A 26663-nucleotide genomic window follows, 5' to 3' on the forward strand; every position below is an offset into this window, starting at 1 on the left:
CGGCGGCCGGCACGACGGCCCGGGACCAGCACGCGAGCGACAAGCAGAATGACGCAAACAAGAATCAGGCAAGGCAGACTCGCGGCCGTCGCCGGCGGGCATAGTCGAATACCGTGCTTGCGCCAGCGCTGGCGAGCGTTTTTCGCATAACGATATGCGCATCGATTCGTGGCCAAAAATGCGCATGCGCCGTACTCTGGCCATGTCGCGCCGCATGGCGTATTACAGGCACAAAGGAAACATCATGGCTATCTCGGAAGTGAATGTACGCAACCAGTTTCGCGGCAAGATCAAGGAAATCATCTTTGGCCCCGTGGTCTCGGAAGTGGACGTGGAAACGCCGCACGGCATCGTCACCTCGGTGATCACCTCGCGCTCGATCAAGGATCTGGACCTGAAAGTGGGCAGCGAAGTCATCGCCCTGGTGAAATCGACGGAAGTGTCGATCGCCAAGATCCAGTAAGCACCCTCCCTGCCACCGACGCCGCGCCCCTTGCGATCCGGCAGCGGCGCGGCGCTGGCATGGCGGCTACGGCTTGATGTAGACGTAGCCTTCCTGCGCCTGCAGCCGGCTCAGTTCGGCCACGCCGGATGGCACGATGACGGCTTCGGGCAGCACGCGCTGGCGGTCGATCCCGCGGCCTTCCAGGGTGTTATTGCAAACGCGAAAACCAACGCCGCGCTGCGCCAGCTCCCGCACCACCACGTCGTACGGATAACCATCCTTGTCGATGGCGCCATCGAGCAGGAAATCGATGCCGGCGTCATGCGCGACCAGCACGATGGTCGCCTGCGGGCTGGCATTGAGGTGATTGCGGATATTTTTCAGCGCAGCCGTGGCATTGCTGGCGTCATTGACGTGGTACACCACCTTCTCTTCCTTCGGCGCCGCGCTGGCGGCAGTCAACGACAGCAGGGAGAGGAGGACGGCGGCGAACCAGCGGCGTAACAGTGTCATGGCATTCCCATCAGATTGGCGGTTAAAGAAATATTGCCATCATATCAATCCTTGAACAAATACGTAAAGGTGCGGCTGACGGGCAGCCTTTCCGTGCTGCCCCGCACCAGCACCTGCATGCGCTCGGCGTCGATGCGTTCGGCCGCCTCGATGGCTTTCACATTGACCATGGTGCCGCGGTGGATTTGCCAGAATTGGTCCGGGTCCAGTCCGCCCAGCAAATCCTTCAGCGGCGTGCGCACCAGCGCTTCCGAGCCGGCCAGCACCACGCGCGTGTATTTGGTGTCGGCCTGGAAAAACAGCACGTCGTCGATATCAATCAGGCGGATCTGCTTGCCCACCGTGGCCTTGATCCATTTCATCTTTTCGCGCGGCGGCGCCGGCAGCGCGGCGCGCAGCGATTGCAGCAGGTGCGCCATGTCGGCCGGCTGTGCGCCCAGCTTGTCGCGCAGCCGGGCCAGCGCCCGCTGCAGGCGCTCGGCCTGCACGGGCTTGAGCAGGTAATCGACGGCGCCCGCGTCGAACGCGTCGACGGCGTACTGGTCATAGGCCGTGACGAACACCACGTGGGCGCGCTTGCCGATGCGCTCGGCCACTTCCAGGCCCGACAGGCCGGGCATGCGGATGTCGAGGAAGACCACGTCCGGCTCATGCTCGAGGAAACCGTCCCAGGCATCATTGCCGTTTTCCGCCACCAGCACGATGCGCGCCTCGGGCCAGGCCTGCTCCAGCAAGCCTTGCAGGCGCTCGCGCATCAGCGGTTCGTCTTCGGCAATCAGGATGGTGGTGTTCATGGGCGGCTTTCCTTTGTCGGCATCGGTAACAGGATGTCGGCGGTCACGCCGCCCGCATCCCCATTGCGCAGTTCCAGGCGGCCGGCCATGGCGCGGCCACCGGCGGCGGCCAGCCGCAGGCGGCTGCGCACGTTTTCCAGGCCCAGCCCGCCGTCGGCGGCAGGCCCGCCATCCTGCGCCAGGCCCGCGCCCGTATCCTGGACGCGCAGGCGCAGCATGCCGTCGATACGCTCGGCGGCAATATGGATCTCGCCGCCGCGCAGGGCCGGTTCGATGCCGTGCTTGATGGCATTTTCCGCCAGGGTCAGCACGATCATGCTGGGCACCATGGACTGCGCCAGGTCCGCCGGCAAGTCCAGGCGAAAACGCAGCCGCTGGCCCATGCGCGCCTGCATCACGCGCAGATAGGCCGCCACCATGTCGAACTCGCTTTGCAGCGCCACCTGCTCGCTGCGCATCTCGGCCAGGCTGGCACGCAGAAAGGCGATCAGGTCGGCAGTGAGGGCGGCGGCGCGCGCGGCGCCATCGGCGCCCTGCTCGGCCAGCTGCTGCACGGCACCCAGTGTATTGAAGAGGAAATGCGGTTCGATCTGCGCGCGCAGCAGGCGCAGCTGCGATTCGCTCAGCTCGCGCGCCAGGCGGTCGCGCTCCGCTTCCTGCTGCAAGCGCAAGCTCATCGCTTCGAACTGGCGGTTGCGCCACATGGCGACGATGCCCAAGGGAACAATGTACAGCAAGCTCACCACCAGCAGGGCGATTCCCACATTGCGGGCGATTTTTTCCGGCGAGATCACGATCGGCTGGTCGCTGAAGACGGTGGCGGCCCCCATGCCGACCAGCAAGCCGCACATGCACGCCAGCAGGATGCGCAGCAGCGGCTTGACGGAGCGCGTGGCCGCCAGCCGGCGGTAATTGAACCACACGCCCATCAGGCCGCAGGCGAGCGAGAAACCCACCAGGTTGCTCAACACCAGCGATTCGATCCAGTTCAGCTTTCCCGGCCACAGCAGCTGCTGCAGCGCGCCGAGCACGCTGAAGGGTATCAGCAGCTTGGCGGCGGCCACGTAGAAACGGGCGCCCTGGTATTTCACGAGGAAATCCCGGAATTGCTGGCGTTCGATCGGCGACATGGTCGCCAGGCGCGTGCCCACATAGCGCCGCAAGCCGGCCGGCAAGGTGGCGGCGGCGTCCGGCGTTTCCAGCACCAGCATCGCGTCATCGTCCATTTGTTGGTGCCACTGGCTGATTTTTCCCCACATGTCGCGTTCTCCTTGGTCAGTTATGCATGCATGAACGCAGTGTGAGGCCACGCCGCCAGCCGGCACAGGGGCAAGTGACCAGGCACGAATTTACGGGTTCCAGCGACGATGGCGGCCCATGTTGTATGACAATCAGCAAGCTTGCCGAAAGGGTATTAGATTTCCTAAATGAAATCAATAATACGGCGACAATTTTCACTCAAGCAATAGTTACATGCCGGATCACGATTTTTTTCACGTTTTACGCCGCAAAGCGGCTGGCGCGGCCGGTGTGCCGTAGACATCGCAATATTTTTAATGGTATTGTCTACGCTTGGCAAATATTGCCTCCGAGATACACGCCGCGTTCCCGCGCGGCGCTCCCGGATTTGCGCGCAGCGCCCGAGGTGGCGCCCCAAAACTGCTTTCCCACATACAATCCCATGCTCAAAAAAATGTTCGCCGCGGTGCTGATGACGCTTTCGACAGCGGCCATCGCCGTGCCTTTCGGTTCCCAGTCGATACTGGTGGTCGAAGATGGCACAGGTAAAGTCTTGCTTGAAAAAAATTCCAACGTGGTGGTGCCCATCGCCTCGCTGACCAAACTCATGACAGCCATGGTCGTGCTCGACTCCAAGGCCAACATGCAGGAAGAAATCAGCATCGACCGGGAGGACGTCGACACCCTGAAGCACAGCACCTCGCGCGTGCCCGTGGGCGCCACCCTGAGCCGCCACGACGTGCTGCAACTGGCCCTGATGTCGTCGGACAACCGCGCCGCCGCCTCGCTGGCGCGCACTTACCCCGGCGGCCCGACGGCGTTCGCCGTGGCCGTCAACGCCAAGATCAAGGCGCTGGGCATGCACCAGACCGTGATCGAAGAGCCGACCGGCCTGTCGCCAAACAACCAGTCGACGGCTGCCGACCTGGTCAAGATGGCCGTGGCCGCTTCGCGCTACCCGGAAATCAGCCGCATCACCACGGACTCGAAGGATGTGATCCAGATCAAGGGCCGCGACGTGGAATACCACAACACGAACCGCCTGGTGGGCGCCAAGGGCTGGGATATCGGCTTGTCGAAAACGGGCTACACGAATGAAGCGGGCCGCTGTCTGATCATGCGCATCAAGTCGGCCGGCAAGTTCGCCACCATGATCCTGCTCAACGCGCGCGCCAATTCCGTGCGCGCCATGGACGCCGTGAATATCCGCCGCATGCTGGCGGCCGAGAACGGCATCGAAGAGCCGAAGGTCATGCGCGCTTCCGTCAGCCGGCACAAGAAGGCGCCTGCCAAGCCATCGAAGCGCCGCCGCGCAAAATAAGCACGGCTGAGAAAACGCCCGCGCCGGCCTTGCGGTGCCTGGCCGTGCCATGCGTACGGCCTGCGGCACTGCGCCCTGCCCTGCACGTTGCTCAGGCGTGCTTCCCTATCGGAAAACTGCTTACTTCGCCTGCCGGTTGGTCATGATGACGCCGGCGATCGTCACCGCGCCGCCCACCAGCATGGAGACGAGCACGGGTTCGCCCAGCAATGCCGCCGCCAGCACGATGCCGAACACGGGCACGAGGTTGTTGAACACGGCCGTGCGCGACGGTCCCAGCGCCTTTACCCCTTCGTAATACCAGACAAAGCCGATCACCGTGCCGAACACGCCCAGGTAGCCGATGGCGGCCCACACTTGCCAGCCAAAGCTGTGCCATGGCACCGTCGGGAATTCCACGGCCGCGCCCACCAGCAGGAAGGCCAGGCCCCACATGGCCGCATACGTGGTGGCGGCGATCGGCGACAGTCCTTTCAGCGCCACCCTGCCGATCAGGGTGTAGGCAGCCCAGCTGGAGATGCCGCAAAACATGAAAATCTCGCCGGCGCCGATGCCGCCGCCGTTGCCGTGCAGCAGGCCGGCCAGGTCGCCGCGCGTGATGACGATGGCCGTGCCGCAGAATGCCAGCAGGATGCCCAGCCACTTCAAGGAACCGAGCCGCTCGCGGAACAGCATGGCCGAGGCCAGCGCCGTGACGATGGGATTCAGGGCGACAAACAGCGCCGTGCGCCCGGCCGGCATGCGCGACAGGGCCGCCAGGAAACACAGGTTGTACAGAAAGATACCCGTCAGGCCCAGCGCGGCCGTCGTCGCCAGCTGCTTGCGGTCCAGGCGCGGCAAGCCGCCTTCCAGCTTCCACGCCAGCACGATCAGCAGGAGCACGGCCACGCCGAAGCGCCCGCTGGCCGCCGTCATGGGCGGCATCTGCTGCGCCAGCACGCGCCCCGCGATAAAGGTGCCGCCCCAGAACAGGGCGACGAAGATCAGTTTGATGTAGACGAGCGGCGACTGCACGGCGAGCAGCGACGGCGATACGGCGGAAGAGCGCATGGAATTATCCTGTGTAGCCGCTTGCGCGGCGGGTGGTGTACGTGCGATATACTTATATATTAATACTAATATTAACTCATGAAATAATGAGCAAATACTCATAGCACAGGAAAGCCACAACCATGACCTTCACGCAACTGGAAATTTTTACCCTGGTGGCCGAACTGCACGGCTTTTCCGCCGCCGCCGCGCAGCTGGGCATCAGCCAGTCGGCCGTCTCGCACGCCTTGAAAGCGCTGGAAAGGGAAATGGGCGTGGACCTGATCGTGCGCCACCAGGCCTCGGCCGAGCTGACGGACGTGGGCCGCCAGCTGCTGGTGCGCGCGCGCGAAATCCTCGGCCTGTCCGAAGCCATGCGCCAGGAAGCGGCCGACGTGCTGGGCCAGCGCCAGGGCACCCTGCGCATCGGCTCCTTCGGCCCCACCTCGTCCTTGAACCTGTTGCCGGCCATCACGGCGCAATTCCGCCTGCGCTATCCGGGCATCGACCTGCGCATCGACGAGGGCGCCGACCATGAAGTGGTGCAATGGATACGCGAACGCCGCGTGGACGTGGGCTTCGTCGTGCTGCCCGACGAGCGCTTCGACACGGCGCCGCTGGTGGAAGACCAGATGATGGCGCTGGTGCCGCGCAGCCATGCGCTGGCGCAGCTGAAAGCCGTCACCCTGGCGCAGCTGTGCGAGGGGCCGTTCATCATGTCCGAGGCGGGCTGCGCCTGCCTGATCGAACCGCTGTTCGCCCATGCGGGCCTGCAGCCGCACGTGCCCTACCGCATCAGCCAGGTCATCACCATCCTCGACATGGTCAGCCGCGGCGACGGCCTGTCCATCGTCGCCGAACTGGCGCTGCCGCAGCGCTTGCAACAGCAGTATCCGGAACTGGTCGCCCTGCCGCTGAATCCGCCCGTCAGCCGCAAGGTGGGCCTGGCCGTGCGCGACCGGCGCCAGAACACGCCCGCCACCAACGCCTTCTTTGACGTGGCGAAGCAGATGGCGCCGACGCTGGCGCCGCGGCGCGCCTGAACGCCGATCAGAAGGTTTCCCACTCCTAGGACTGTTCCGCCTTGCGGGCGGCCGCCTTGGCGACAGGGCGGCCGGCGGTGCGCGGCGCGGCGGGCGGCAGGGCCGCCGGTTTCACGGGCGCGTGCCGCGGCGTCGGCGCCGGCCCGTCGTCGAGCTTGAACACGCCCACCACCTGCGACAGGGTCGCCGCCTGGTCCTGCAGGCTTTCGGCGGCCGCCGCCGCCTCCTCCACCAGGGCCGCGTTCTGCTGCGTCACCTGGTCCATCTGCGCGATGGCCTGATTCACCTGTTCGATGCCGGAACTCTGCTCCACGCTGGCGGACGTGATCTCGCCCATGATGTCGGTCACGCGGCGCACGCTGTCGACGATTTCCTGCATCGTCGCTCCCGCCTCGTCGACCAGGCGCGCGCCCGTGTCGACCTTCTCCACCGAGTCGTCGATCAGCAGCTTGATCTCCTTGGCCGCCTGGCTAGACCTGTGCGCCAGGCTGCGCACCTCCGTCGCCACGACGGCAAAGCCCCGTCCCTGCTCGCCCGCGCGCGCCGCCTCCACGGCCGCGTTCAAGGCGAGGATATTCGTCTGGAAGGCGATGCCGTCGATGACGCTGATGATGTCGACGATCTTTTTCGACGACCCGTTGATCGAGGCCATGGTGTCGACCACCTGCGCCACCACCATGCCGCCCTTGCTGGCCACATCCGACGCGGACACGGCCATCTGGTTGGCCTGGCGCGCATTGTCGGCATTCTGCTTCACGGTGGAAGTGAGCTCTTCCATCGAAGCGGCCGTCTCTTCCAGCGAACTGGCTTGCTGTTCCGTGCGCGACGACAGGTCCTGGTTGCCGGCGGCGATTTCCATTGATGACACCTTCACCGATTCGCTGGCCGTGCGGATCTTCACCAGCACGGCGGCGATCTTGTCGATGAAGCGGTTGAAGGCGCCCGCGATCTGCGCCAGTTCATCCACGCCGGACGCGTCGAGGCGGCGCGTCAAATCGCCCTCGCCCGAGGCGATATCCTCGAGCGCGTCGCGCACCAGTTCCAGGCGCTTGAGCATGGCAAACACTAGCAGCGACAGCAGCAGCGCCGCCAGCGCCGTCAGCAGCGCGGCCGTGACGGTGGCCGTCGTCAGCATCGTCTGCAAGGCTTGCATGGCCTCCTTCTGGTCCAGCACCACGGCCAGCAGCCAGTCGGTGCCGGCCACGCGCGTGACGTACAACATGCCGTCGCGGCCATCCAGGCGCACGGCCTCGCTCTGGCGCGCGCTTTCCAGGCGGTTGATCTGCGCGGCCGACAGGCTGGCGTCGAGTTTCGAGACGGGCTGCAGGCTCAGTTCCTTGTTCGCATGCGCGATGACGGTGCCGCCCTGGTCGATCAGGAAGGCAAAGCTGTGCGGCGTGGGCTTGATCGCCACCACGTTGGCAATCACCGTATCGAGCAGCACGTCCGCCCCCGCCACGCCGGTCAATGCCTCCTTCGGCCCCACGGGCGCCGTGAACGACACCACCAGCTGGTGGCTGGCCGCATCCACGTACGGCGGCGTGAGCATCGGCACGCCCGCCTTGACGGTATCCGTGTACCAGGCGCGCGCCGTCGGATCGAAATCGGCCGGGCGTCCCGGCTTGGTAAACACCGAGCGCTTGTCGGCATAGCCGATGAACACTTCCGCAAAGTCGCCAGCCTTTTCCGCGATCTGGAAGGCGCGCAGCGGATCGGGCGTCTCGGCGGACATGACGATGGACGCCATGACCTTTTTCTTGCCATCGACCCACTGCGCCAGCACGGCGGACTGGCTTTGCAGCAGTTGCTGCATCTGCTGGTCCGACGACGCCAGCATGCTGTTGCGCGTGGTGATGTAATTGGCAAGCGACAAGGCCAGCATGGACAGCACGACGATGGCGACGCAGATGAGCACCAAGCGCGTGCGAAGAGAAGACAACATGACGGACTCCTGGTTTCGATGTTGATGGTATCGACACGGGGCGCTTGCGCCGGCAAGCGGAAGCTACCAAAAATTGCTACGTGTCAATATTTTACATTTCGAAGTTTTACACAAAAATCGGAACAAGAGGATGAAATATTTGGAATATTCAATGAAGAAACCACAGGGGAAGCGCCGCGATGCGCATTGACAACACGCAAGAATTGCTAGATATTTAACTTTTACATGAACAGGCAGCGATTGTCCCTCCACATGACCACCCCGCACCGGCAGCACCGATTGGCCCTGTCTCGCTATGCGCTGGCGCTGTTCTTCAGCGCGGCCGGCCTGCTGCATTTCATGTTCCCCGCCGCCTACGCGGGCATCATGCCGCCGTGGCTGCCCGCGCCGCTGCTGCTCGTGTATGTCAGCGGCGCCTGCGAGCTGGCCGGCGGCATCGGCCTGCTGCCCGAGCGCACGCGGCGCCTGGCCGGCATCGGCCTGATCGCGCTGTCGCTGGCCGTGCTGCCGGCAAATGTGCAGATGCTGCTGAATGCCCGCGCGGCGGGCGATCCCGCCTGGCAGCAAGCCTTGCTGCTGGCGCGCCTGCCCCTGCAGGCGGCGCTGGTCTGGTGGATCCGGACGGTCGGCCGGCAAGCGGGCCGCTAGCCGGTCAGGCCCCGATCAGCCCTCTCAAGCCGCTGGCGCGCTGCGTGCGGCGCAGGATCGCGTCGAACAGCACGGCTTGCGTGGGCGAGACGAGCGTGAAGAAGTCGCGCGCCCGCGTGATGCCCGTGTAGACCAGTTCGCGCGCCAGCATGGCGCCGCCCTCCTGCGGCAGCACCAGCACCGTGTGGCGGAATTCCGAGCCCTGCGATTTATGCACCGTCATGGCGAACGCCGTCTCCACATGGCGCAAGCGGGTGGCCAGCACGCTGCGCACGTTCTCGCCTTCCAAAAAGTACACGCGCAGGGAACCGGGCCGTGCCGGATCGCGCAGGGTCAAGCCGATGTCGCCATTGAACACGCCCGTGCCGTAGTCGTTGCGCGTGACCATCACGGGGCGGCCCACATACCATTCGCTGCGGCGGATCAGGCCTTCCTTTTCCAGCCGCAGTTCGATGGCCGCGTTCAGTCCCGCCACGCCCCACTCGCCTTCGCGCACGGCGCACAGAATGCGGAACGCCTCGAACTTGTGCAGCACGGCGCGCACCCAGTCGTCATGCTGGGCGTAGCCTGCTTCACCGGCATTGACCAGTGCCAGATAGGGCTGGTAGCCGCCCGGCGCGTCGGTGCGGCCGCGCAAGGCCAGGCGCAGCACGTCCTCCTGCTGCGCGGGCACGCTCCAGGCCAGCTGGCCGCCGCTGTCGCTGGCGAAGCAGGCCTTGGCCAGGTCGGGCCTGCCCGCATTCACGGCCAGCGCCAGCTCGCCGATCGGACCGCTGAAACGGTGGCTGTGGCGCAGCATCACCGTCTGCTGCGCCAGCGCGCCCGCCGCCCCCGCAAAGGCGGGCGGAATGGCCACGCCGCTGGCTGCCTGCGCGTACGCGATGGTCTGCGCCGTGTAGCCGCCCGCCTGCGCGTCGTGGCACAAGTCGCCCAGCACGGCGCCCGCCTCCACGGACGCCAATTGGTCCTTGTCGCCCAGCAGGATCAATATCGCCGCGGGCGGCAAGGCATCGAGCACGGACGCCATCATCTCCAGGTGCACCATCGACGCTTCATCGACGATCAGCACGTCGACATCGAGCGGATTGCCCGCGTGGTGGGCAAAGGCCCGCGTATCGGGCCGCGCGCCCAGCAAGCTATGCAGGGTGCGCGCGGCGCCCATGCGGCGCGCCAGTTCCAGCAGCGGCAAGCCTTGATCACCCCGCGCCGCCTTGGCCGCCAGGCCTTCCAGGGCCTTGTCGATCGACTGTTTCAGGCGCGCCGCCGCCTTGCCCGTGGGCGCGGCCAGCGCGATGCGCAGCTGCTCCGGCTGCGGCGAGACGGCAAACAGCAAGGTCAGCAGACTGGCAACCGTGTAGGTCTTGCCCGTGCCGGGGCCGCCAGTGATGATGGCCACCTTGCCGCGCAGGGCGATGGCGCACGCCACCTTTTGCCAATCCGGCCCGCCGTCCTGCGCGGGCTGGTCGAACAGGATGTCGAGCCACTGGCGGGTCTGCGCCGCCGACGGGGCGGACAGGTCCTGCGCGCGCGCGGCGATTCTTGCGCCGACCAGCGTCTCGTCGCGCCAGTAACGGCGCAAATACAGGCGGTCGCCATCGAGCACCAGCGGCTGGCGCACGTCGGGCGCATCCACCTGCCACACTTGCGGCGCGCGCGCCAGCAGCGCGCACCAGCCGTCCAGCGACACCGGCAGCGGGCCGGACACGGCCAGCACGGCGTGCCACAGCTCCTCGCTCCAGCCCAGCAGCTGCGACGGTTCGCTGGCCAGGTCGGCCAGCATCAGGCAGCTGTGGCCCCGCCCTTCCAGTTCGGACACCACCACGCAGGCCACGCCCAGGGCCATGGCATCGGGTCCGGCGGGCGCGCCCGCGTCCAGGGTGGCGATGAAACGGGCAAAGGCGGCGCTCAGGCGGCGCAGGTGGCCCGCCTCGGCGACGCCGTCGAAATGGCTGAACAAGGCATTCATGTGCGCGTCATACTGCATGGTGTTCCGTTTCTTCTAACAGTTCATCGAGGCCGTCCAGCAGCTCCCGCTGCGGCGCCAGCCAGTAGCAGCCGTGCGTGTCCGCATTCGCGATCCCGCGCAGGAACAGGAAAATGGCGCCGCCCAGATGCTCGGCCGGGTCGTAGGCGTCGCCAAGCCGGCTTTGCAGCAGGCGGTGCAGCGCCAGCATGTAGATGGCGCCCTGGATGTCGTAGCGGTGCTGCGCCATGCCGGCCGCCAGCGCCGGCGTGTGGTAGGCCGCGTCATTGCCGCCCAGCGCATTCGACTTGTAGTCGAGCACCCAGTAGCGGCCGTCCTTTTCGATGACCAGGTCGGCAAAGCCTTTCAGCATGCCGTGCAGCTGGCGCTGCGGCAGCACGGGGCGCGGCGCGCCATCGAGCAGCAGGCGCGTGCACAATTTGTCCAGCGCTTCGGTGGACAGATGCTCGCTGGGGAACCAGAACTCCATCTCGGACAGGGTGCTGTCCAGCTCCGACAGCGAGGCATCGAGCAGCGGCAGCGGCGTGGTGGCCACCTGCGTCAGCCAGGCGATGGCGTCTTCCTGGCGGTGCCCCCAGCCTGCCCGCTCGCAGCGCGCCGCCAGGCGCGTGGCGAAGTGCGCATCGTGGACGCACCCGAAGCCTTCGCCGCCCATCCATTCAAGCTGTTCGTGCAGGAAATTGCCGGGCACGGAGCCGCGCGGGAAGCGGTGCCATGGCGCGTCGCCCATGTGCGCAGGCGCCGCCACGGCCACGCCCGTGCCATCTTCCAGCAGGGTTTCTTCCAGCGCCCGCTGCGGCACATGGGCCGTGGCCACGGCGCCGATCTGCCGCGTCAGCGAAGTAAAGCTGCCCACCGACCAGTCGCGCTCGAACTGGCCCGTGAACACGGGCGCGGGCCGCAGCTCGGGGCGCCGCTCGATGCGGTCCAGCACCGTGCAGGCATCGGGCTGCGCCAACGAGCCCGCGTAGATGGCGTCGCAGCTGCCCGCCACCTGCTGCCAGCGCGGCAGCAATTGTTCCGCCGGCAGCTTGTCGCCGCCCGTCAGCAAATAGCCGAGCGCCGATTCGTGCAGGGTATTCTCGCCCGCCTTGCGCGCCGCCAGCGCGGCCACGCCCAGCCACAGGAAGTGGCGCGCGCGGGTCAGGGCCACGTACAGCAGGCGCAGGTCTTCCTCGATGCGCGCTTCTTCCACGGCGGCCATGGCCTCGTCGGACAGCGACAAATCGATGCGCCGCTCGCCGTTGTCTCCCGCGTACTCGAAGAAGCTGCGGTTGCGTTTATCCACCTTGCGCGCCGTGACGGCGAACGGCAGATACACGAGCGGGTATTCCAGGCCCTTGGATTTGTGCACGGTGATGACCTTCACCAGCTCCGCATCGCTTTCCAGGCGCAGCACGCGCTCGTCGCCGCTCTCGCCTTCGCCGGCGATCTGCTCGGCCAGCCAGCGTATCAGCGCCTGTTCGCCATCGAGCTGGCGGCTGGCCGATTGCAGCAGTTCGGCCAGGTGCAGCAGATTCGTCAAACGCCGCTCGCCGCCCGTCTGCTGCAGCAGCATGGCGGGCAATTGCAGCTCGTGGATGAAGCGGCGCAGCATGGCCAGCACGCCCTGGCGCTGCCAGATCAGGTGCAGGGCCTTGAGCTGTTCGACCCGGCGCTCCCATTCCAGTTCGTCGCCCGACAGGCGCGCCAGTTCGCCCAGCGACAGGCCGATGGTGCGCGTGGCAAACGCGGCGCGCGCCAGGCCCCCGTCGAGTGGATTGGCCAGCGCCGCCAGCCAGCGCAAGACGTCTTGCGCTTCCTCGCTGTCGACGACGGAATCCTTGTCGGACAAATACACGCTGGCGACCCGGCGGCGCGCCAGCGCGCGGCGGATGGCGGCCGCCTCCTTGCGGTCGCGCACCAGCACGGCCACGTCGGCCGGCTGCAGGCGCGCGAAACCGTCGGGACCATCGAAGCCCGCCTGCGGATCGCCCAGCATGGCGACGATATGCTCGGCGCAGTGCTGCGCGAAATACTCGCGGTAGCTGTCGCCGCGCAGCCCTTCGTCGCTGGCGCAGGCGGCCAGCAGGGCCGGCATGGCGCCATCCTTCGTTACCAGGCATTCGGCGCGCCCCTTGGCATCGACGGCCTCGAACGGCAGCGGATTGTCGCCGTCTTTGCGGTAGCGGAAGGCGCCGGCCGGCACCTCGGGCCGTTCCGCATGCAGGAACAGCTGGTTGACGGCCGCCACCAGGGGCGCCGTGGAGCGGTAGTTGGTGCCCAGCTGGTAGTGGCGCCCCGTGGTGGCGCGCCGCGCCGCCAGGTAGCTCTGGATATCGGCGCCGCGAAAGCCGTAGATCGACTGTTTCGGGTCGCCGATCAGGAACAGCCCCAGCGCCGGATCGTTGTCGGCGATGCGGTACAGCAGGTTGAAGATCTGGTACTGGGCCGGCGCCGTATCCTGGAATTCGTCGACCATGGCCAGCGGATACTGGTCGATGATGCGCTGGCGCAGGGCCGCGCCGTTTTCGCCGGCCAGCGCGTCGTGCAGGCGCTGCAGCATGTCGGCAAAGCCGAACTGGCGCGACTGGCGCTTCAATTGATCCATGCGCCGGGCGATGGCCGCCGCCGCATGCAGGTGCAGCTTGTGCGCCAGCGGCGTGATGGCCGCCAGCGCCCGTCCCAGTTCTTCCGTATGTTCGAAGCACTCGGGCACTTGCGCCGTAAAACTCTTGGCAAACGCATCCTCGATGCCGAAGGGCGTGAGCCGTTCCCACGCCTTGGCCGTGATGGCCGGCTGCAGCAGCAGCGGGTCCTGCGCCCAGCGGCGCAAGCCGTCGAACCACTTCGCCAGGTTCTCCGGCTTCATCTTGACGCCGTTAAAACACTTGGGCTGGACGGCGCGGTGATCGTTGATCCAGGCGGCCATCCGATCCACGCGCTCGACCCAGCCCGCCTTCAGGCCGGCCAGCTGCGCGGCCAGCGCCCGCTGTTCGCGCGCGATCAGGGCGGACAAGGGTTCCTCGTCCGCCATGCCCATGATGTCCGCGCGGCGCGCCAGGTCGCGCGCGCCTCTTTTGAGCGCATCCACGTCGGGCCAGCAATCGAGCAGCACGTCCAGCGCCTGCGGCGACAAGGGGTACACTTGCTGGCGCCAGTAATCGTGGGCCGCATCCTCGAACAGCGCCTGCTCGTCGCTGACCAGTTCCTCGTCGAACAGGCTGCCGCTGTCGAACGCGTGTTCGCGCAGCATGCGCTGGCACCAGGCGTCGATGGTGAAGATGGCCGCTTCATCCATCGTCTCGGCGGCCAGCATCAGCCGGTGCGCGGCCTTTTGCCGTTCGCTCTCGTCCGGATAGGCTTCCAGCAAGGCGTCGAGGAAAGGGTCGCCGCCGGATGCAATGCGGGACTCATCGCGAAAATACGCGGCCGCCTCGATCAGGCGCTCGCGCACGCGGTTCGACAATTCGCGCGTGGCGGCGCGGGTAAAGGTCATCACCAGGATGTCGGCCGGCAGCAGCGGCCGCGCAAAGCGGCTGTCATCGTCGCCATGCCCCAGCACGAGGCGCACGTACAGCGCGGCGATGGTCCAGGTCTTGCCCGTGCCGGCCGACGCTTCGATCAGGCGCGAGCCGTGCAGGGGGAATGCCAGGGGGTTGAGCAGGTGGCTCGTCATTGTTCTTCTCCGGCGCCGTCATCGGGCGCGCTGATCGGGTCGATCGTGATGTGCTGTTGCAGCCAGTCGGCCAGCGGGCCATACAGTTCGCGCGTGCAGTCCTGCCATGCTTCGTCCGCCGCCAGGGCGGAAAACTCGGGCCACAGGCGGGCCAGGCACAGTTCCTCGCGTTCGCCCGAGACTTCAAAGCCGCCGTCATACACGGCGCGCGGATCGCCGCCCTGCACCAGCGCCAGGCCCGTCTTGCAGGCCGTGGGCAGCGGATGGTTCATGCCTTCGCGCCACAGCGCCAGCAAGGTGGCCAGCGCCGCGCGCGAACTGGCCGGGTCGAGCGGAGCCATGCTGACGATGGCGTCGCGCGCCACCAGGTAGCCGGTGACGGGGAAGTCCAGCGCCGCGGCGGCCAGCTGGCGCAGCCACATCAGCATCAGCTTGTCGCCGCGCGCCAGGCCCGCCTTGTCCGTCACCTTCGAGGAAATCTGCATCAGCCAGGCCTTCTCGCCCCCGTTGCTGCACAATTTGTCGAGCCAGTCGTCGATCTGCAATTCGCCAAATGGCAGGTTGATGGCGCGCTTGTCGGCCGCCTGCGGAAACGAGGCGCGCAGGGACAGCCACGCGCTGCGCACGGGCACCAGCGCCTCGACCAGCTGCGCCTGCACCTGCTGGCCGATCAGGCCGATGGGCAGCACGCCCTCGCGCGCCAGCCGCCGCGCGCGCGCTTCCAGGCTGGCGCGCACCTCGTCCAGCCCTTCCACGGCGCCGCCGTCGTCCAGCATCGTGTCTTCCAGCAGATAGCGTTCGAGCGCGTTCAGGCCAAACGGTTCCTCATCCTCGCCCAGCATGGCCGCATCGGCGAAGTGCACGCTGAGGCGGCGGCGGAAAAAGTACTTGACGGGCTGGCGCAAAAAGCTGGCCAGCTCGCCCAGTTTCAGCCGCGTGCCGGGATCGAGTTCGTAGGGGCCCAGCGGCAGCGCCTCAGGCGCCTGTGCTTCGGCCGCATCGGCATCGGCATGGGCAACTCGCCATTCGCGCGCGTACGTCAGCAAGCCGCCCGCCTCGAAATAGCGGCGGCTGAACGGCTGCAGCGCGTGCTCCGTCGTCAGGGACGCCAGGTGCCGGTCCAGCGACCAGCCGGCGGCCAGGTAGTCGCGCAGCTGCGACACCAGCACGGACGGCGGCTGCTCGGAATTGTCACGCACATTGCGCCCGACCCAGCTCACATACAGCTTGTCGCGCGCGGCCAGCAGGGCTTCGAGCATCAGGTAGCGGTCATCGTCGCGGCGCGAGCGGTCGCCCGGGCGCGCCATGCCGGGCAGCGCCAGCAGGTCGAAATCGGCCTTCGGCGCCCGGCGCGGAAAGTCGCCGTCGTTCATGCCCAGCAGGCACACCACGCGGAAGGGCACGGCGCGCATCGGCATCAGGGTGCAGAACGTCACGCCGCCGGAGACGAACTGGTGGTTCAGGGTCGGCTCGTCCAGCGCCCCCAGCCACGCCACGCGCAGCACCGACAAGGGTACCTGCTCGACAAACCCCGCGTGCTCGCAGGTTTCCAGCCAGCCCTGCAAGGCGCCTTCCAGCTGCGCCAGGGTCAGGCGGTCGCCCTCGTCGTCGGCGTCGAAAAAGGCGGCCAGCAGCGCGCGCGCCTGCCCGCCCCATTCGGCCGGCGTGCGCATGCCGGCCAGCACGCCGCGCCAGTGCAGCAGCGCCTCGACCAGCTGCGCCAGCGAACCCGCCAGCGCCGCATCGAGGCCGCCCACTTCCGCATACGGCTCGATGCCGTGGAAGCTGGCGCCACCGCCGCTGGCGTAGCCAAGCAGCATGCGCCGCACGCCGAAGATCCACGCATTCTGCTCGCCCGCCGCGCCCAGCCCCAGGCCGTTGCGGTGCTGCTGGTCCAGGCCCCAGCGCACGCCCGAGCCTTCGATCCAGGCGCCCAGGGTGGCCAGGTCGTCCGGCTGCAAGCCGAAACGGGCGGCCAGCGCCGGCACGTCGAGCAGGTCGCGCACCTCGCTCTGGCGGCAGCGCTGCTGCGGCAGCTGCAGCAGCCATTCCAGCGCGACGAGCAGCGGATTGACGCTGCGGTCCTTCACGTCGCCGATTTCAAAGGGAATGAAGCGCTCGTCGTTGCGCCGGTACTGGCCAAAGACGGCGTGGATGGCGGCCGTGAAGGTGTCGATATCGGGCACCATCACCACCACGTCGCGCGGGCGCAAGCCCGTCTCGGCGCTGTGCGCGAACATGGCCAGCAGCTGGTCGTGCAGCACTTCCACTTCGCGCTGCACGCTGTGCGCCACGTGGAATTCGATCGAGCGGTCGGCCGCGTCGGGCGGCGCTTGCGCGTGCTCCGCCAGCGGGCGCAGTTCGCGGATGGCCACCTGCACCTGCTGCAGCAGGGTGTCGCCCGTTTCCTCGCCAAACAGGTCGATGCGCAGGCTGTCGTCGCGCCCTTCCGCATGCGCGTGTTCGTCGAATTCGTCGAGCATGCGGATGAAATCGCGCCCTTGCCTGCCCCAGCTGGCCAGCAGCGGGTGGCTGTGCGCATGCAGTTCTTCCAGCGGAATCTGCGCCAGGTCGGCGCCATTGCGCTGCCGCTGGCGCTTGTTGGCCGCGCGCAGCAGGTCGCGCCCGTCGATGATGTCGCCCCAGTAGAACTGGCATGGGTTGGGCACGGCCAGCACCACCTGCGTGTGGCGCGCCAGTGCGGCCAGCGCCTGCAAGGTCTGGTACGGCAAGGCCGAGACGCCGAACAGCACCACCCTGCGCGGCAGCTTGCCGACAGGCTCCTCGCTGGCGGCGATCGCCGCCAGGAAGGCGTCGTGGATGTCGGCGCGGCCCGTGTCGCGCTCGAAGGCTTCCACGTCGGCGGCCACGGCGCGCCACAACTGCGCCTGCCAGCGCTGGTCGTCCTTCAGCACGACGGCATCAAAGCGCGCCGTGCGCAGCTGGTCGCGCCCGGCCGCCCAGTCGGCCAGCCAGTCGGCGCGGTAGACCTGGTACTGGTCGAACAGGTCGGCCAGGCGCTCGGCCAGCTGCAGGCGGCGCTCGGCATCGCCATCGGCGAGGAAATAGCGCAGCGGCGCAAAGACCGGATCGGCCAGCAGCGATGGCAGCAGACGCATCAAACGCCACGTCAGCGGAGATTTGTCGAACGGCGAGACGCGCGGCACTCTTTCGCGGCCCAGCATGCCCCGGTAGCTTTCCCACAGCAATCGCGCGGGCAAGGCGATGCGCGTGGCGGCGCAGACCCCCATCTCCTCGGCCAGGGCGATCTTCAGCCACTCGGCCACGCCGTTCGACTGCACCAGGAAAATGTCGGTTTCCAGGGGCGCCAGCGGGTGCTGGCGCAGCCACTGGAAGACGGCCGCGCGCAGCTGTTCCAGCTGGTTGCCGTGCAGGATGAGAAGGCCGGGCGTGACGGTAGATTGCATGCTGTTCCGATGGGTTGCCGCATCCCCGCCAGGCTGGCCAGGGACGCCAAACGCGTATTATCGCCGCTGCCTGCGTCAGGGGGTGTCGCTGGTGGCAAATTCCAGTGAAATTTGTTCCGCCACCTGCGCCAGGGCCGGGCCCAGCGCCGTCAGCAAGACGCGCGCCTGCTGCAGGTCGCCGCCCAGGCGCAAGCCTTCGATCGACTGGCACAGGGCGGCAAACGCATGCGCGCCCACGGCCAGCGCGGACGACTTGCTGCGGTGGCCCAGGTCCGCCAGGCGTCCCAGGTCCTGCAGCGCCATCGCCTGCTCCATCTCGGCGATGCCGTCGCGCGCCGTGTCGAGGAACAGCTGGGCGTACTTGCGCATCTTGGCGGCGTCATTGCTGAAGGTCAGCGCCAGGGTGGCCAGGTCGAGGATGGCCGTATCGCGCCGCTCGGGGACGGCCCGCGCCAGCGGCGCTGGCGCGCCAGCCCGCCCCCCGGACTGGGCCAGGGCCATAGTATTGGCGCCGCCGGTGCCGCCGATGCCGCCACGCAGGCGAAACCATTTCGCCAGCAGGTGGAACAGCAGGTTGGGCGCGATCGGCTTGGTCACGAATTCGTCCATGCCCGCCGCCAGGCAGCGCGCGCGGTCTTCGCTGCCCGCGTTGGCCGTCATGGCGATCACCAGCAGGCCGGCCAGACGCGGGTCGGCGCGGATGCGGCGCGTCGCCTCGAAGCCATCCATCTCCGGCATCTGCACGTCCATCAGCACGCAGTCGTAGTGCTGGCGCGCCAGCAGGTCGAGCGCCTCGCGGCCATTGCCGGCCACGCAGACGGTGGCGCCCGCGTCTTCCAGCAGTTCGCAGCCCACCTGCTGGCTGAAGACATTGTCTTCCACCAGCAGGATGGAGGCGCCGCGGATCACGCCCAGCACTTCCGGCTCCACTTCGGCGATGCCGTCGTCGCTCGCCTGCACGCATTTTTCCAGGCGCGCCGTAAACCAGAAGGTGCTGCCCTGGCCCGGCTGGCTGTACACGCCCACCTTGCCGCCCATGAGTTCCGCCAGCTGCTTGCTGATCACCAGCCCCAGGCCGCTGCCGCCATATTTGCGCGTCGTCGACGGGTCGGCCTGGTGGAAGGAGCGGAACAGCTGCGCCACCTCTTCCTGCTTCATGCCGATGCCGCGGTCCTGCACCTCGAAACGCAGCAAGGCATGGCTGGCGCGTTCCTCGGACTGGCGCACGCGCACGTAAATGCTGCCATTGTCGGAAAACTTGATGGCATTGCTGGCCAGGTTCAGCAAGACCTGCTCCAGGCGCAGCGGGTCGCCGCGCCAGCGCTGCGGCAGCTCCGGCGCGATATCGAACTGCAGGATCAGGCCCTTGACGGCGGCCGCGTCGCCCAGCTGGCTGGCGATGTTCGCCAGCAGGGTGTCGAGGCGGAAGTCCAGCACTTCCAGTTCCAGCTTGCCCGCCTCGATCTTGGAAAAGTCGAGGATGTCGTTGATCAGTCCCAGCAGATGCTGGCCCGAATGGTAGATTTTTTGCAGGTAGTCGCGCTGGCGCACGTCGGCCACGGATTTCAGGGCCAGGTGCGCCATGCCGATGATGCTGTTCATCGGCGTGCGGATTTCATGGCTCATGTTCGACAGGAAGTCGCTCTTGGCCTGGCTGGCCGCGTCGGCCTGCTCCTTCAGCCGGTGCAGCTCCGTCACGTCGGTGGACAGGCCGATCAGCCCCGTCACGGGGCCGGGCAGGCCGAGCGGCACTTTCACGCTCCACAGATGGTGCACCTGGCCATGCGCGTCGACGAAGCGCTCCTCGCCGACGAACTTGGCGCCGCTGTCGAACACCTGGCGCTCCGTGCGCCGCGCGGCGGCGGCCGCGTCGCCGAGCATCAATTCGCTGTCCTGGCGGCCGATCACCTGCTGCACCGAACGTCCCAGGATGGCCGCCGTGCGCGCATTCACGTAGCGGTAGCGCAGGTCGGCATCCTTCATGTAGACATAGGCGTCGACGCTGTCGAGCACCGTGTCGAGCAGGGTGCGCTGCGCAACAGCGCTGCGGCGCGAACGGTAGAGGGTGTAGATGTAGCCGTAGATGAGCAGGGTGCCGGCAAAGCCGACGGCCAGCGCCAGCCACGGAAAATAGCGGTCGAAACCACTGTACAGCTCCGCCTTGCGCACGCGGAAATGGGCTTTCCACATTCCGCCCTGATACACGATGGGCAGCACCTGGTCGAAATACGCGGCATCGCTGCCCGCCTGCGGAGGCGCGGCGGCAAGGTCGCCATCGTCGTTGAACAGCAGGCGGTCCTGCGGCGTGATGCGCAGCACGCCATCGGCCGGCAAGGGGTCGGCGGCGCTGTACAGGGTCAGGTGCAGGGGTTCGAGCGCGCTGCGTTCCAGCGCGCTGTGCACCAGCTGCGCCACGCCGAAGCCGATGCCGACGGAACCCTGGTAGGCGGCGCGGCGCTCGTCCACGCTGCCCTGCGGCATGCCGTTGCGGTACACGGGCAGGCGCATGCCCAGGCCGATGTGGGCGGGCGGCCCCTTGATCATGATCACCTGGCCCGACGCGCTCACCTCACCGCTGTCGCGCGCCTGCCTCAGCGCCTGCGCCACCAGCGGATTGGCGCCGATGTCCACGCCCATGCGCTCGGCCAGCAGCGAATCGGGCTCCAGGTACGTCAGCACCGTGTATTCCGGCCGCTCGCCGGGCGGGCGGATGGTAAAGGCCGGATAGCCGCCCGGCGCCAGGCTGCGGTCGCGGCGCACGGCCTCGATGTAAGCGGCGCGCTGCGCCTGCGTGACGGCCACCGCGTAGTTGACCGATTCGATGGCGGGAAACTGGCGCCGGATATCGAGGCCGGCCACGTAATCGTGAAACTGCCGGCGCGTCAGCTGGTCGCTGGTGCGGAACAGCGCTTCGAGCCCGCGCAGCAGGTCGGAATAGCTTTTGACCCGCGTGGCCAGGCTGTGCTGGGCGCCGTGCGTGAGATTATCGAAGCGCTGCGCGGCGTCGTCGTTCACCGTGCGGGCGGCGCCCGCATACAGGGCACCGCCCACCGCCAGCGCCAGCAGCAAGCCCCCCGCCCATATCCTGATGCCTGATACCGTCCCGCCCTTGCTCAATGTGTGCATTGTCGATCGCTTATTCCGGTTCCTCGAATGTGGGGCGCAATTCCGCACAACAGCTACGAGGATACTATCAAAGCCCCTGCGCCACGCGTGTGCGGATGAAAAAAAGGCCGCACAATGGTTGCACTGGAAAGCACCGCGCGCCTATGCCGCCTGCAGTTCCTGCGCCAGAAAATCGCAAAAGGCACGCACCTTTTGCGGCACGTGGCGGCCATCGGGCGTCAGCGCATACACGCCGCGCCTGGCCATGCCGTGCGACGGCAGCACGCGCACAAGGGCGCCGCTGGCCAGCAGGGGCGCGGCGATGAACGACGGCAGCGCGCCCACGCCCATGCCCGCCACCAGCATGTCGGCCAGCAGCAGGCTGCTGTCGGCGGCAAACCGCACGGGCAGCACGACGCTGCTGGCGCCTTCCGGGCCGTCCAGCTGCCAGATGCCGGGACTGTCCGCCAGCCGGTACGCCAGGCAATCGTGGCCGTGCAAGTCCGGCGCCCGCAGCGGCGTGCCGCGCCGGGCCAGGTAGGCGGGCGCCGCGCAGATCAGTTGTTCGACGTCGCCCAGGCGGCGCGCCACCAGGGTCGAATCGGCCAGCGCGGCGCGGATGCGCAGGGAGACGTCATAGCCCTCGCCCACCACGTCGCGCAAGCGGTCGTCCAGCGTCATCTCGAGCCTGACGTCGGGATAGCGCTGCATGAACACGGGCAGCAGCGGCGAGAGCACCTTCAGGCCGAACGACAGCGGCGCATTCACGCGCAGCCGTCCCGCCACCTTGCCGGCGCAGCCGCGCGTGGCCACTTCCAGCGCGGCGATTTCGTCGAGCAGGCGGCAGCATTCAAGATAGTAGGCACGCCCGCCATCGGACAAGCTCATGCGCCGCGTCGTGCGCACCAGCAGCAAGGTGCCCAGCCGCGCTTCCAGCTGGCGCACCTGCTTGCTGACGGCCGCCGCCGACTGGTTCAGTTCCTGCGCCGCCTTGCTGAAACTGTCGCGCTCGACCACGGCGCGAAACACGCGCATATGCGCCAGGACATCCATCATTCTTTCCCTGTAGTTGAATATCTTGTTATTTTATCGCTGATTATCATTGAAATGGGAAGCAATATGATGGTGGCTTCTTTCTTTATCTGAAACAAGGAACCCCATGCTCACCTTCCCTTCCCCTTTGAAAACCCTGCCCCTGCTGCTGGCCCTGCTGGCCGGGCCATTGCAGGCGGCCACGCCAGCCGCCGCCCTGCCCGAGGTGGGCGTCAGTCCCTGGGGCCCGAAAGACGAAATCGGCCGCCTGAACCTGATGACCCCAGCCTCGCGCGCCGCCATCCTGGCGCGCATCGCCGGCGGCAAGAGCTATGACTTGGCCGTCGATTTTTATGTCGGCATGCCCAGCTGGCAGGCGGCCGGCGACCCGCCCTACCAGATGTGGATGACGCACACGCCGAAGGGCAACGTGGTGGCCGACGCGATGAACGTGGGCGAGGCCATGAACCGCCACGTCAGTTATACGGGCTCGGCCGTCTCCATGTATGCGCACATGGGCACGCATATCGACGCGCTGAACCACTTCGGCCTGAACGGCAAGATCTGGAATGGTTATACGGAAGAGCGCTACCTGGGCGACCGGGGCTGGACCGTGACGGGCGCGGAAAAGCTGCCGCCCATCGTCGCGCGCGGCGTGCTGATCGACGTGGCCGTGGCCAAGGGTCTGTCCCAGCTGCCCGACAATTACCGAGTCACGCGGCAGGATTTGCGCGCCGCGCTGGCGCAACAGAAGGTGACGCTGGAAAAAGGCGACGTGGTGCTGATACGCACGGGCCGCATGCAGCACTATGAGCAGGCGCAAGCGTACATGGCCAATCCGCCCGGCCTGGCGCTGGACGCGGCGAAATTCCTCGTGGAAGACGGCGGCGCCATGGTGGTGGGCGCGGATAACCTCAGCTTCGAAGCGTTTCCGTCCGAAGTGGCGGGCAATTACCTGCCCGTGCACACGTATCTGCTGGCGCAGCAGGGCACGCCCATCCTGGAACTGGTCGACCTGGAAGCCCTGTCGCGCGACAAGGTCTACCAGTTTGCCTTCCTCGGCGCCTCCTTGAAATTCCGTGGCGGCGACGCGGCGCCCATCCGCCCGGTAGCGCTGCCGATCCGCTGAACTCAGGCTGGGACGGCCAGCAAATTGGCCATGCCATGCGCATCCCAGGCGTCGGCGCAGCGCACCACTTCGCCCACGACGATGATGCTGGGACTGCCCAGCCCGCTGGCCTGCAAGTCGGCGGGCAAGGCCTGCAAGGTGCTCAGCAGCTGTCGCTGGGCGGCCAGGCTGGCCGACTGCACCACGGCCACGGGCGTGCCGGGCGCCATGCCGCCCGCCAGCAAGCCCGCCTGGATGGCCGTCACCCTGGCCACGCCCATGTAGATGACGAGGGTGAGCTTGCTCTGCGCCAATGCCGCCCAGTTCGGCTCGGAAGCGCTGTCCTTGCCGTGGCCCGTGACAAAGATCGCGCCCTGGCTCCAGGCCCGGTGCGTCAGCGGCACGCCGATGGCCGATGGCGCCGCCAGGCCGCTGCTGATGCCGGGTATCACCTCGACGGCCACGCCGTGGCTGCGCAGGTAGGCGCGCTCCTCGCCGCCGCGCCCGAACAGGCAGGGATCGCCGCCTTTCAGGCGCACCACGTGCTGGCCCGCGCGCGCTTCCGCCAGCATCAGGCGCTCGATGAATGCTTGCGGCGTGGAAGCGCAACCGCCCCGCTTGCCCACTTCGACCACGCGCGCGCCGGGCGCCGCATGCACCAGCACGGCGGGGTTGACGAGGTCATCGATCAGCACCACGCCAGCCCGGCCGATGGCTTGCACGGCCTTTAATGTGAGCAGGTCCGGATCGCCGGGACCGGCGCCCACCAGTGTTACGCTGCCAAGTTGCGCCATGAGCAAATCTCCGTTCAACAGTCCATTCAAAAACAATGACCGATGGCAAACGATGCCGCGTAGGCTTCCGGCGCGCTGCCATCCCACACCACGCCGTCACATAAAGTCGAGCTGCGCATCAGCGATGCGGGCACGGGCGTGGCCGTCATTTCCGCCGCCTGGCGGTACAGGTCGATGCGGCTGACCTGGCGCGCCACGGCCAGGTAATCGGGTTCGTCGCGCAGCAAGCCCCAGCGCCGGTGCTGGGTCATGAACCACATGCCGTCGGACAGGTAGGGGAAATTGACGGCGCCATCGCCATGAAAGCGCAAGCCATGCGCCTCGCGCCACGTCTTGCCCAGGCCGTCCTGGTAATGCCCCAGGATGCGGGGCGCCAGCATTTCCTGCGGCGTGTTCAGATACGCGGGAGCGGCCAGGGCCGCGGCCGTGGCCAGGCGGTTCTCGTCGCTGGCGTCGATCCAGCGTCCCGCCTCGAGCACGGCGGCGATCAGGGCGCGGCAGGCATTCGGATGCTGGCGCGCAAACGCGGCGCTGGTACCCAGCACCTTGCCCGGATGCTCGGGCCATATCCGTCCGCTCGTGGTGGCCGTCACGCCCACGCCATCGACGATGGCCTTGTAGCCCCATGGCTCGCCGGCGCAAAAACCATCCATCTGCCCGGCGCGCAAGGCCGCCACCATCTGCGACGGCGGCACCGTCATCACGCGCGCGTCGCGCAGCGGATCGATGCCATGCGCGGCCAGCCAGTATTGCAGCAGCATGGCGTGATTGCCGGTCGGGAAGGTATGCGCAAACGCGAACGGCCGCCGCGCCGCGCGCATGTGGCGCGCCAGCGACTCGCCATCGTGGGCGCCCTCGCGCGCCACGGCCGCCGACAGGGTCACGGCCTGGCCGCTGTGATTCAAGTTCATCAGTACGGCCATGTCGTGCTGCTGTCCGCCTATCCCCATCTGCACGCCATACACGAGGCCGTACAACACGTGGGCCGCGTCGAGCTCGCCATTGTTCAATTTGTCGCGCACGCCCGCCCACGACATCTCGCGGCTCAGTTCGATCTTGATGCCATATTTTTCATCCAGGCCCAGCTTGGACGCCATCACCAGCGAGGCGCAATCGGTCAGCGGCAGGTAGCCGATGCGGATCGATTGTTTTTCCGGATGCATGGCGCGCATCACCTGGGCGCTGTTCTCTGCTTGCCTGCCCGCTTGCTCTGTCATACGCGTTTCCTTTGTTGGACGCCGACGGCACGCATGCACCAATCCGGTGCGCTGCACCAGCATCTGTCATAAAAATATGCGCGCCCGCTCATCCCAGCAAATCCTCGACGTCGAGGATGCGCTGGGCGATCTCGGCCAGTTTCAGTTTCTTGTTCATGGCCATGCTGCGCAAGCGCTGGTACGCCTGCTCTTCCGTCAAGCCGTGATGTGTCATCAGCAAGCCCTTGGCCCGCTCGATGACCTTGCGTTCCAGCAGCTTGTGCTGCGTGTCGAGCAATTCCGCGCGCAGTTTCTCGTCCTGGCGAAAGCGCGCCAGCGCCACGTTCAGCACGGGCAAGATGCGTTCGGCCTGCAAGCCGGCCACGATATAGGCGGAGACGCCGGCCGCCATGGCCGCATCGATGCTGGCCGTGGCGCCATCCTCGGTAAACAGGACGATGGGGCGGCGCTCGTCGCGCGTGGCAATGACGATATGTTCCAGCACGTCGCGCGCGTCCGATTCGGCGTCGATGATGATGAGGTCGGGCTGCAGTTGCGCGATGCGCTCGGGAAGGTAGAGGTCGGCAGGCAGCGAGGCGACGATGTCGAAGCCCGATTCCAGCAAGCCGATGCGCAAGGCATTGCCGCGCTGCACTTGGGCAGCCAGCGCCGCATCCCCGTGCACGCCGTGCTCGACGATGGTATTGACGACAACGATACGCAGGGGGCGGTCAGGCGCTGGCGGGGTACGGCTGGGCGTCATGGGAGCTATCTGCAATGGCTAAACAATTAACCATTGCAGTAAGCAAGAAGCGAACCAGCTACTATTTACAGAGGGTGCTCACTTCAGGGTCGGCATGGCAAACCCGGCGCCGGACGCCGTCGACGCCGGCCAGCGCTGCGTCACCGCCTTCTGCTTCGTATAGAAGCGCACGGCTTCCGGGCCATGCGCGTGGTGGTCGCCGAACAGGCTGCGCTTCCAGCCGCCGACACTGTGGAAGGCCATCGGCACGGGAATCGGCACATTCACCCCCGGCTTGTTCAATTCCTGCCCACCTGCACGCGGTGCGTGTATTCGTGCCCCGCGCGCAGCATGGATGGTATTACTTGAGGGTCGGCATGGCAAACTCGGCGCCGGCCGCCGTCGATGCCGGCCAGCGCTGCGTCACCGCCTTCTGCTTCGTATAGAAGCGTACGGCTTCCGGGCCATGCGCGTGGTGGTCGCCGAACAGGCTGCGCTTCCAGCCGCCGAAGCTGTGGAAGGCCATCGGCACGGGAATCGGCACATTCACCCCCACCATCCCCACCTGCACCCGGTGCGTGTATTCGCGCGCCGTGTTGCCGTCGCGCGTGTAGATGGCCGTGCCGTTGCCGTACTCGTGCG

At 67.0% G+C, this 26663-nt stretch carries 19 protein-coding genes and 1 pseudogene; 5 read left to right on the top strand and 15 right to left on the bottom strand.

Annotated elements, in window-relative coordinates; all coding sequences use genetic code 11:
* Positions 1-244 precede the first annotated feature (244 nt).
* Positions 245-463: a TOBE domain-containing protein gene (locus ACZ92H_RS13940; RefSeq protein ID WP_034757699.1), complete on the top strand. Its 219-nt coding sequence runs from the start codon at positions 245-247 to the stop codon at positions 461-463.
* A gap of 66 nt (positions 464-529) precedes the next feature.
* Here the strand turns inward: ACZ92H_RS13940 and ACZ92H_RS13945 are convergent, their stop codons facing one another.
* The 3 genes from ACZ92H_RS13945 to ACZ92H_RS13955 are packed head-to-tail and all read right to left on the bottom strand — an operon-like array spanning position 530 to position 3011.
* A complete protein-coding gene (locus tag ACZ92H_RS13945) occupies positions 530-958 on the bottom strand; it encodes a DsrE family protein (RefSeq protein ID WP_465049809.1) in 429 nt (142 codons plus the stop codon).
* A gap of 44 nt (positions 959-1002) precedes the next feature.
* The gene (locus tag ACZ92H_RS13950) at positions 1003-1752 is read right to left on the bottom strand and encodes a LytR/AlgR family response regulator transcription factor (protein WP_465049810.1); all 750 of its coding nucleotides are present in this window, start codon (positions 1750-1752) and stop codon (positions 1003-1005) included.
* Positions 1749-3011 carry a sensor histidine kinase gene (locus ACZ92H_RS13955; RefSeq protein ID WP_465049811.1) on the bottom strand — a complete coding sequence of 421 codons (1263 nt, stop codon included), beginning with the start codon at positions 3009-3011 and terminating at the stop codon, positions 1749-1751. Before ACZ92H_RS13955 ends, ACZ92H_RS13950 begins: the two co-directional genes overlap by 4 nt.
* Positions 3012-3433: 422 nt before the next feature.
* Here ACZ92H_RS13955 and ACZ92H_RS13960 point away from each other — a divergent pair, with 422 nt between their 5' ends.
* On the top strand, positions 3434-4312 hold the full coding sequence (locus ACZ92H_RS13960) for a serine hydrolase (protein WP_131378849.1): 879 nt from the start codon (positions 3434-3436) through the stop codon (positions 4310-4312).
* A gap of 120 nt (positions 4313-4432) precedes the next feature.
* Here the strand turns inward: ACZ92H_RS13960 and ACZ92H_RS13965 are convergent, their stop codons facing one another.
* A complete protein-coding gene (locus tag ACZ92H_RS13965; RefSeq protein WP_131378850.1) occupies positions 4433-5362 on the bottom strand; it encodes a DMT family transporter in 930 nt (309 codons plus the stop codon).
* A 122-nt stretch (positions 5363-5484) separates the two neighbouring features.
* Here ACZ92H_RS13965 and ACZ92H_RS13970 point away from each other — a divergent pair, with 122 nt between their 5' ends.
* Positions 5485-6384 carry a LysR family transcriptional regulator gene (locus tag ACZ92H_RS13970; protein ID WP_131378851.1) on the top strand — a complete coding sequence of 300 codons (900 nt, stop codon included), beginning with the start codon at positions 5485-5487 and terminating at the stop codon, positions 6382-6384.
* Between the two features lie 25 nt (positions 6385-6409).
* Here ACZ92H_RS13970 and ACZ92H_RS13975 read toward each other — a convergent pair whose 3' ends face one another.
* On the bottom strand, positions 6410-8326 hold the full coding sequence (locus ACZ92H_RS13975) for a methyl-accepting chemotaxis protein (protein WP_465049812.1): 1917 nt from the start codon (positions 8324-8326) through the stop codon (positions 6410-6412).
* Positions 8327-8578: 252 nt separating this feature from the next.
* On the opposite strand from ACZ92H_RS13975, the gene ACZ92H_RS13980 reads away from it, so the two are divergent.
* Positions 8579-8974, top strand: a complete 396-nt coding sequence (locus ACZ92H_RS13980) for a DoxX family protein (protein WP_465049813.1) — start codon at positions 8579-8581, stop codon at positions 8972-8974.
* A 4-nt stretch (positions 8975-8978) separates the two neighbouring features.
* On the opposite strand, the gene recD is transcribed toward ACZ92H_RS13980, so the two are convergent.
* The 5 genes from recD to ACZ92H_RS14005 all read right to left on the bottom strand — a co-directional run bounded on the left by recD (position 8979) and on the right by ACZ92H_RS14005 (position 22202).
* Positions 8979-10940 carry an exodeoxyribonuclease V subunit alpha gene (recD, locus tag ACZ92H_RS13985; protein ID WP_465049814.1) on the bottom strand — a complete coding sequence of 654 codons (1962 nt, stop codon included), beginning with the start codon at positions 10938-10940 and terminating at the stop codon, positions 8979-8981.
* A 7-nt stretch (positions 10941-10947) separates the two neighbouring features.
* Positions 10948-14616, bottom strand: coding sequence for an exodeoxyribonuclease V subunit beta (gene recB / locus ACZ92H_RS13990; protein ID WP_465049815.1), 3669 nt, complete (start codon positions 14614-14616; stop codon positions 10948-10950).
* Positions 14613-18044 (bottom strand): exodeoxyribonuclease V subunit gamma, encoded by a 3432-nt coding sequence (gene recC / locus ACZ92H_RS13995; RefSeq protein ID WP_465049816.1) that lies wholly within the window; start codon positions 18042-18044, stop codon positions 14613-14615. The genes recB and recC overlap by 4 nt, the downstream gene beginning before the upstream one ends.
* 75 nt (positions 18045-18119) lie before the next feature.
* Positions 18120-21170, bottom strand: a complete 3051-nt coding sequence (locus ACZ92H_RS14000; protein ID WP_465049817.1) for a CHASE domain-containing protein — start codon at positions 21168-21170, stop codon at positions 18120-18122.
* 141 nt (positions 21171-21311) lie between these two features.
* Positions 21312-22202: a LysR family transcriptional regulator gene (locus ACZ92H_RS14005; protein ID WP_465049826.1), complete on the bottom strand. Its 891-nt coding sequence runs from the start codon at positions 22200-22202 to the stop codon at positions 21312-21314.
* A 106-nt stretch (positions 22203-22308) separates the two neighbouring features.
* Between ACZ92H_RS14005 and ACZ92H_RS14010 the strand changes: the two genes are divergently transcribed.
* The gene (locus ACZ92H_RS14010) at positions 22309-23310 is read left to right on the top strand and encodes a cyclase family protein (protein WP_465049818.1); all 1002 of its coding nucleotides are present in this window, start codon (positions 22309-22311) and stop codon (positions 23308-23310) included.
* Positions 23311-23312: 2 nt separating this feature from the next.
* Here ACZ92H_RS14010 and cobA read toward each other — a convergent pair whose 3' ends face one another.
* From cobA to ACZ92H_RS14035, 5 genes and pseudogenes are all read right to left on the bottom strand, one after another.
* Entirely contained in the window at positions 23313-24083 is a 771-nt protein-coding gene (cobA, locus tag ACZ92H_RS14015; RefSeq protein ID WP_465049819.1) for a uroporphyrinogen-III C-methyltransferase, read from the bottom strand.
* A gap of 26 nt (positions 24084-24109) precedes the next feature.
* The gene (locus ACZ92H_RS14020; RefSeq protein ID WP_465049820.1) at positions 24110-25300 is read right to left on the bottom strand and encodes a CmpA/NrtA family ABC transporter substrate-binding protein; all 1191 of its coding nucleotides are present in this window, start codon (positions 25298-25300) and stop codon (positions 24110-24112) included.
* Between the two features lie 88 nt (positions 25301-25388).
* Positions 25389-26042: an ANTAR domain-containing response regulator gene (locus tag ACZ92H_RS14025; protein WP_131378861.1), complete on the bottom strand. Its 654-nt coding sequence runs from the start codon at positions 26040-26042 to the stop codon at positions 25389-25391.
* Positions 26043-26120: 78 nt separating this feature from the next.
* A pseudogene (locus ACZ92H_RS14030) lies at positions 26121-26312 on the bottom strand (methylmalonate-semialdehyde dehydrogenase (CoA acylating)); the annotation flags it as partial.
* Positions 26313-26382: 70 nt separating this feature from the next.
* On the bottom strand, positions 26383-26663 hold a 281-nt coding region (locus tag ACZ92H_RS14035; protein ID WP_465049821.1), incomplete at its 5' end, for an aldehyde dehydrogenase family protein.

The organism is Janthinobacterium foliorum, assembly GCF_978021625.1.

Coding starts and splice junctions, on each gene's coding strand:
- ACZ92H_RS14000 (WP_465049817.1), bottom strand. CDS start 21,170: ATGCACACATTGAGCAAGGGCGGGACGGTATCAGGCATCAGGATATGG.
- ACZ92H_RS14020 (WP_465049820.1), bottom strand. CDS start 25,300: ATGACAGAGCAAGCGGGCAGGCAAGCAGAGAACAGCGCCCAGGTGATG.
- ACZ92H_RS13940 (WP_034757699.1), top strand. CDS start 245: ATGGCTATCTCGGAAGTGAATGTACGCAACCAGTTTCGCGGCAAGATC.
- recD (WP_465049814.1), bottom strand. CDS start 10,940: ATGAATGCCTTGTTCAGCCATTTCGACGGCGTCGCCGAGGCGGGCCAC.
- ACZ92H_RS14010 (WP_465049818.1), top strand. CDS start 22,309: ATGCTCACCTTCCCTTCCCCTTTGAAAACCCTGCCCCTGCTGCTGGCC.
- ACZ92H_RS13980 (WP_465049813.1), top strand. CDS start 8,579: ATGACCACCCCGCACCGGCAGCACCGATTGGCCCTGTCTCGCTATGCG.
- recB (WP_465049815.1), bottom strand. CDS start 14,616: ATGACGAGCCACCTGCTCAACCCCCTGGCATTCCCCCTGCACGGCTCG.
- ACZ92H_RS13945 (WP_465049809.1), bottom strand. CDS start 958: ATGACACTGTTACGCCGCTGGTTCGCCGCCGTCCTCCTCTCCCTGCTG.
- cobA (WP_465049819.1), bottom strand. CDS start 24,083: ATGGCGCAACTTGGCAGCGTAACACTGGTGGGCGCCGGTCCCGGCGAT.
- recC (WP_465049816.1), bottom strand. CDS start 18,044: ATGCAATCTACCGTCACGCCCGGCCTTCTCATCCTGCACGGCAACCAG.
- ACZ92H_RS14005 (WP_465049826.1), bottom strand. CDS start 22,202: ATGGATGTCCTGGCGCATATGCGCGTGTTTCGCGCCGTGGTCGAGCGC.
- ACZ92H_RS13960 (WP_131378849.1), top strand. CDS start 3,434: ATGCTCAAAAAAATGTTCGCCGCGGTGCTGATGACGCTTTCGACAGCG.
- ACZ92H_RS14025 (WP_131378861.1), bottom strand. CDS start 26,042: ATGACGCCCAGCCGTACCCCGCCAGCGCCTGACCGCCCCCTGCGTATC.
- ACZ92H_RS13970 (WP_131378851.1), top strand. CDS start 5,485: ATGACCTTCACGCAACTGGAAATTTTTACCCTGGTGGCCGAACTGCAC.
- ACZ92H_RS13955 (WP_465049811.1), bottom strand. CDS start 3,011: ATGTGGGGAAAAATCAGCCAGTGGCACCAACAAATGGACGATGACGCG.
- ACZ92H_RS13950 (WP_465049810.1), bottom strand. CDS start 1,752: ATGAACACCACCATCCTGATTGCCGAAGACGAACCGCTGATGCGCGAG.
- ACZ92H_RS13975 (WP_465049812.1), bottom strand. CDS start 8,326: ATGTTGTCTTCTCTTCGCACGCGCTTGGTGCTCATCTGCGTCGCCATC.
- ACZ92H_RS13965 (WP_131378850.1), bottom strand. CDS start 5,362: ATGCGCTCTTCCGCCGTATCGCCGTCGCTGCTCGCCGTGCAGTCGCCG.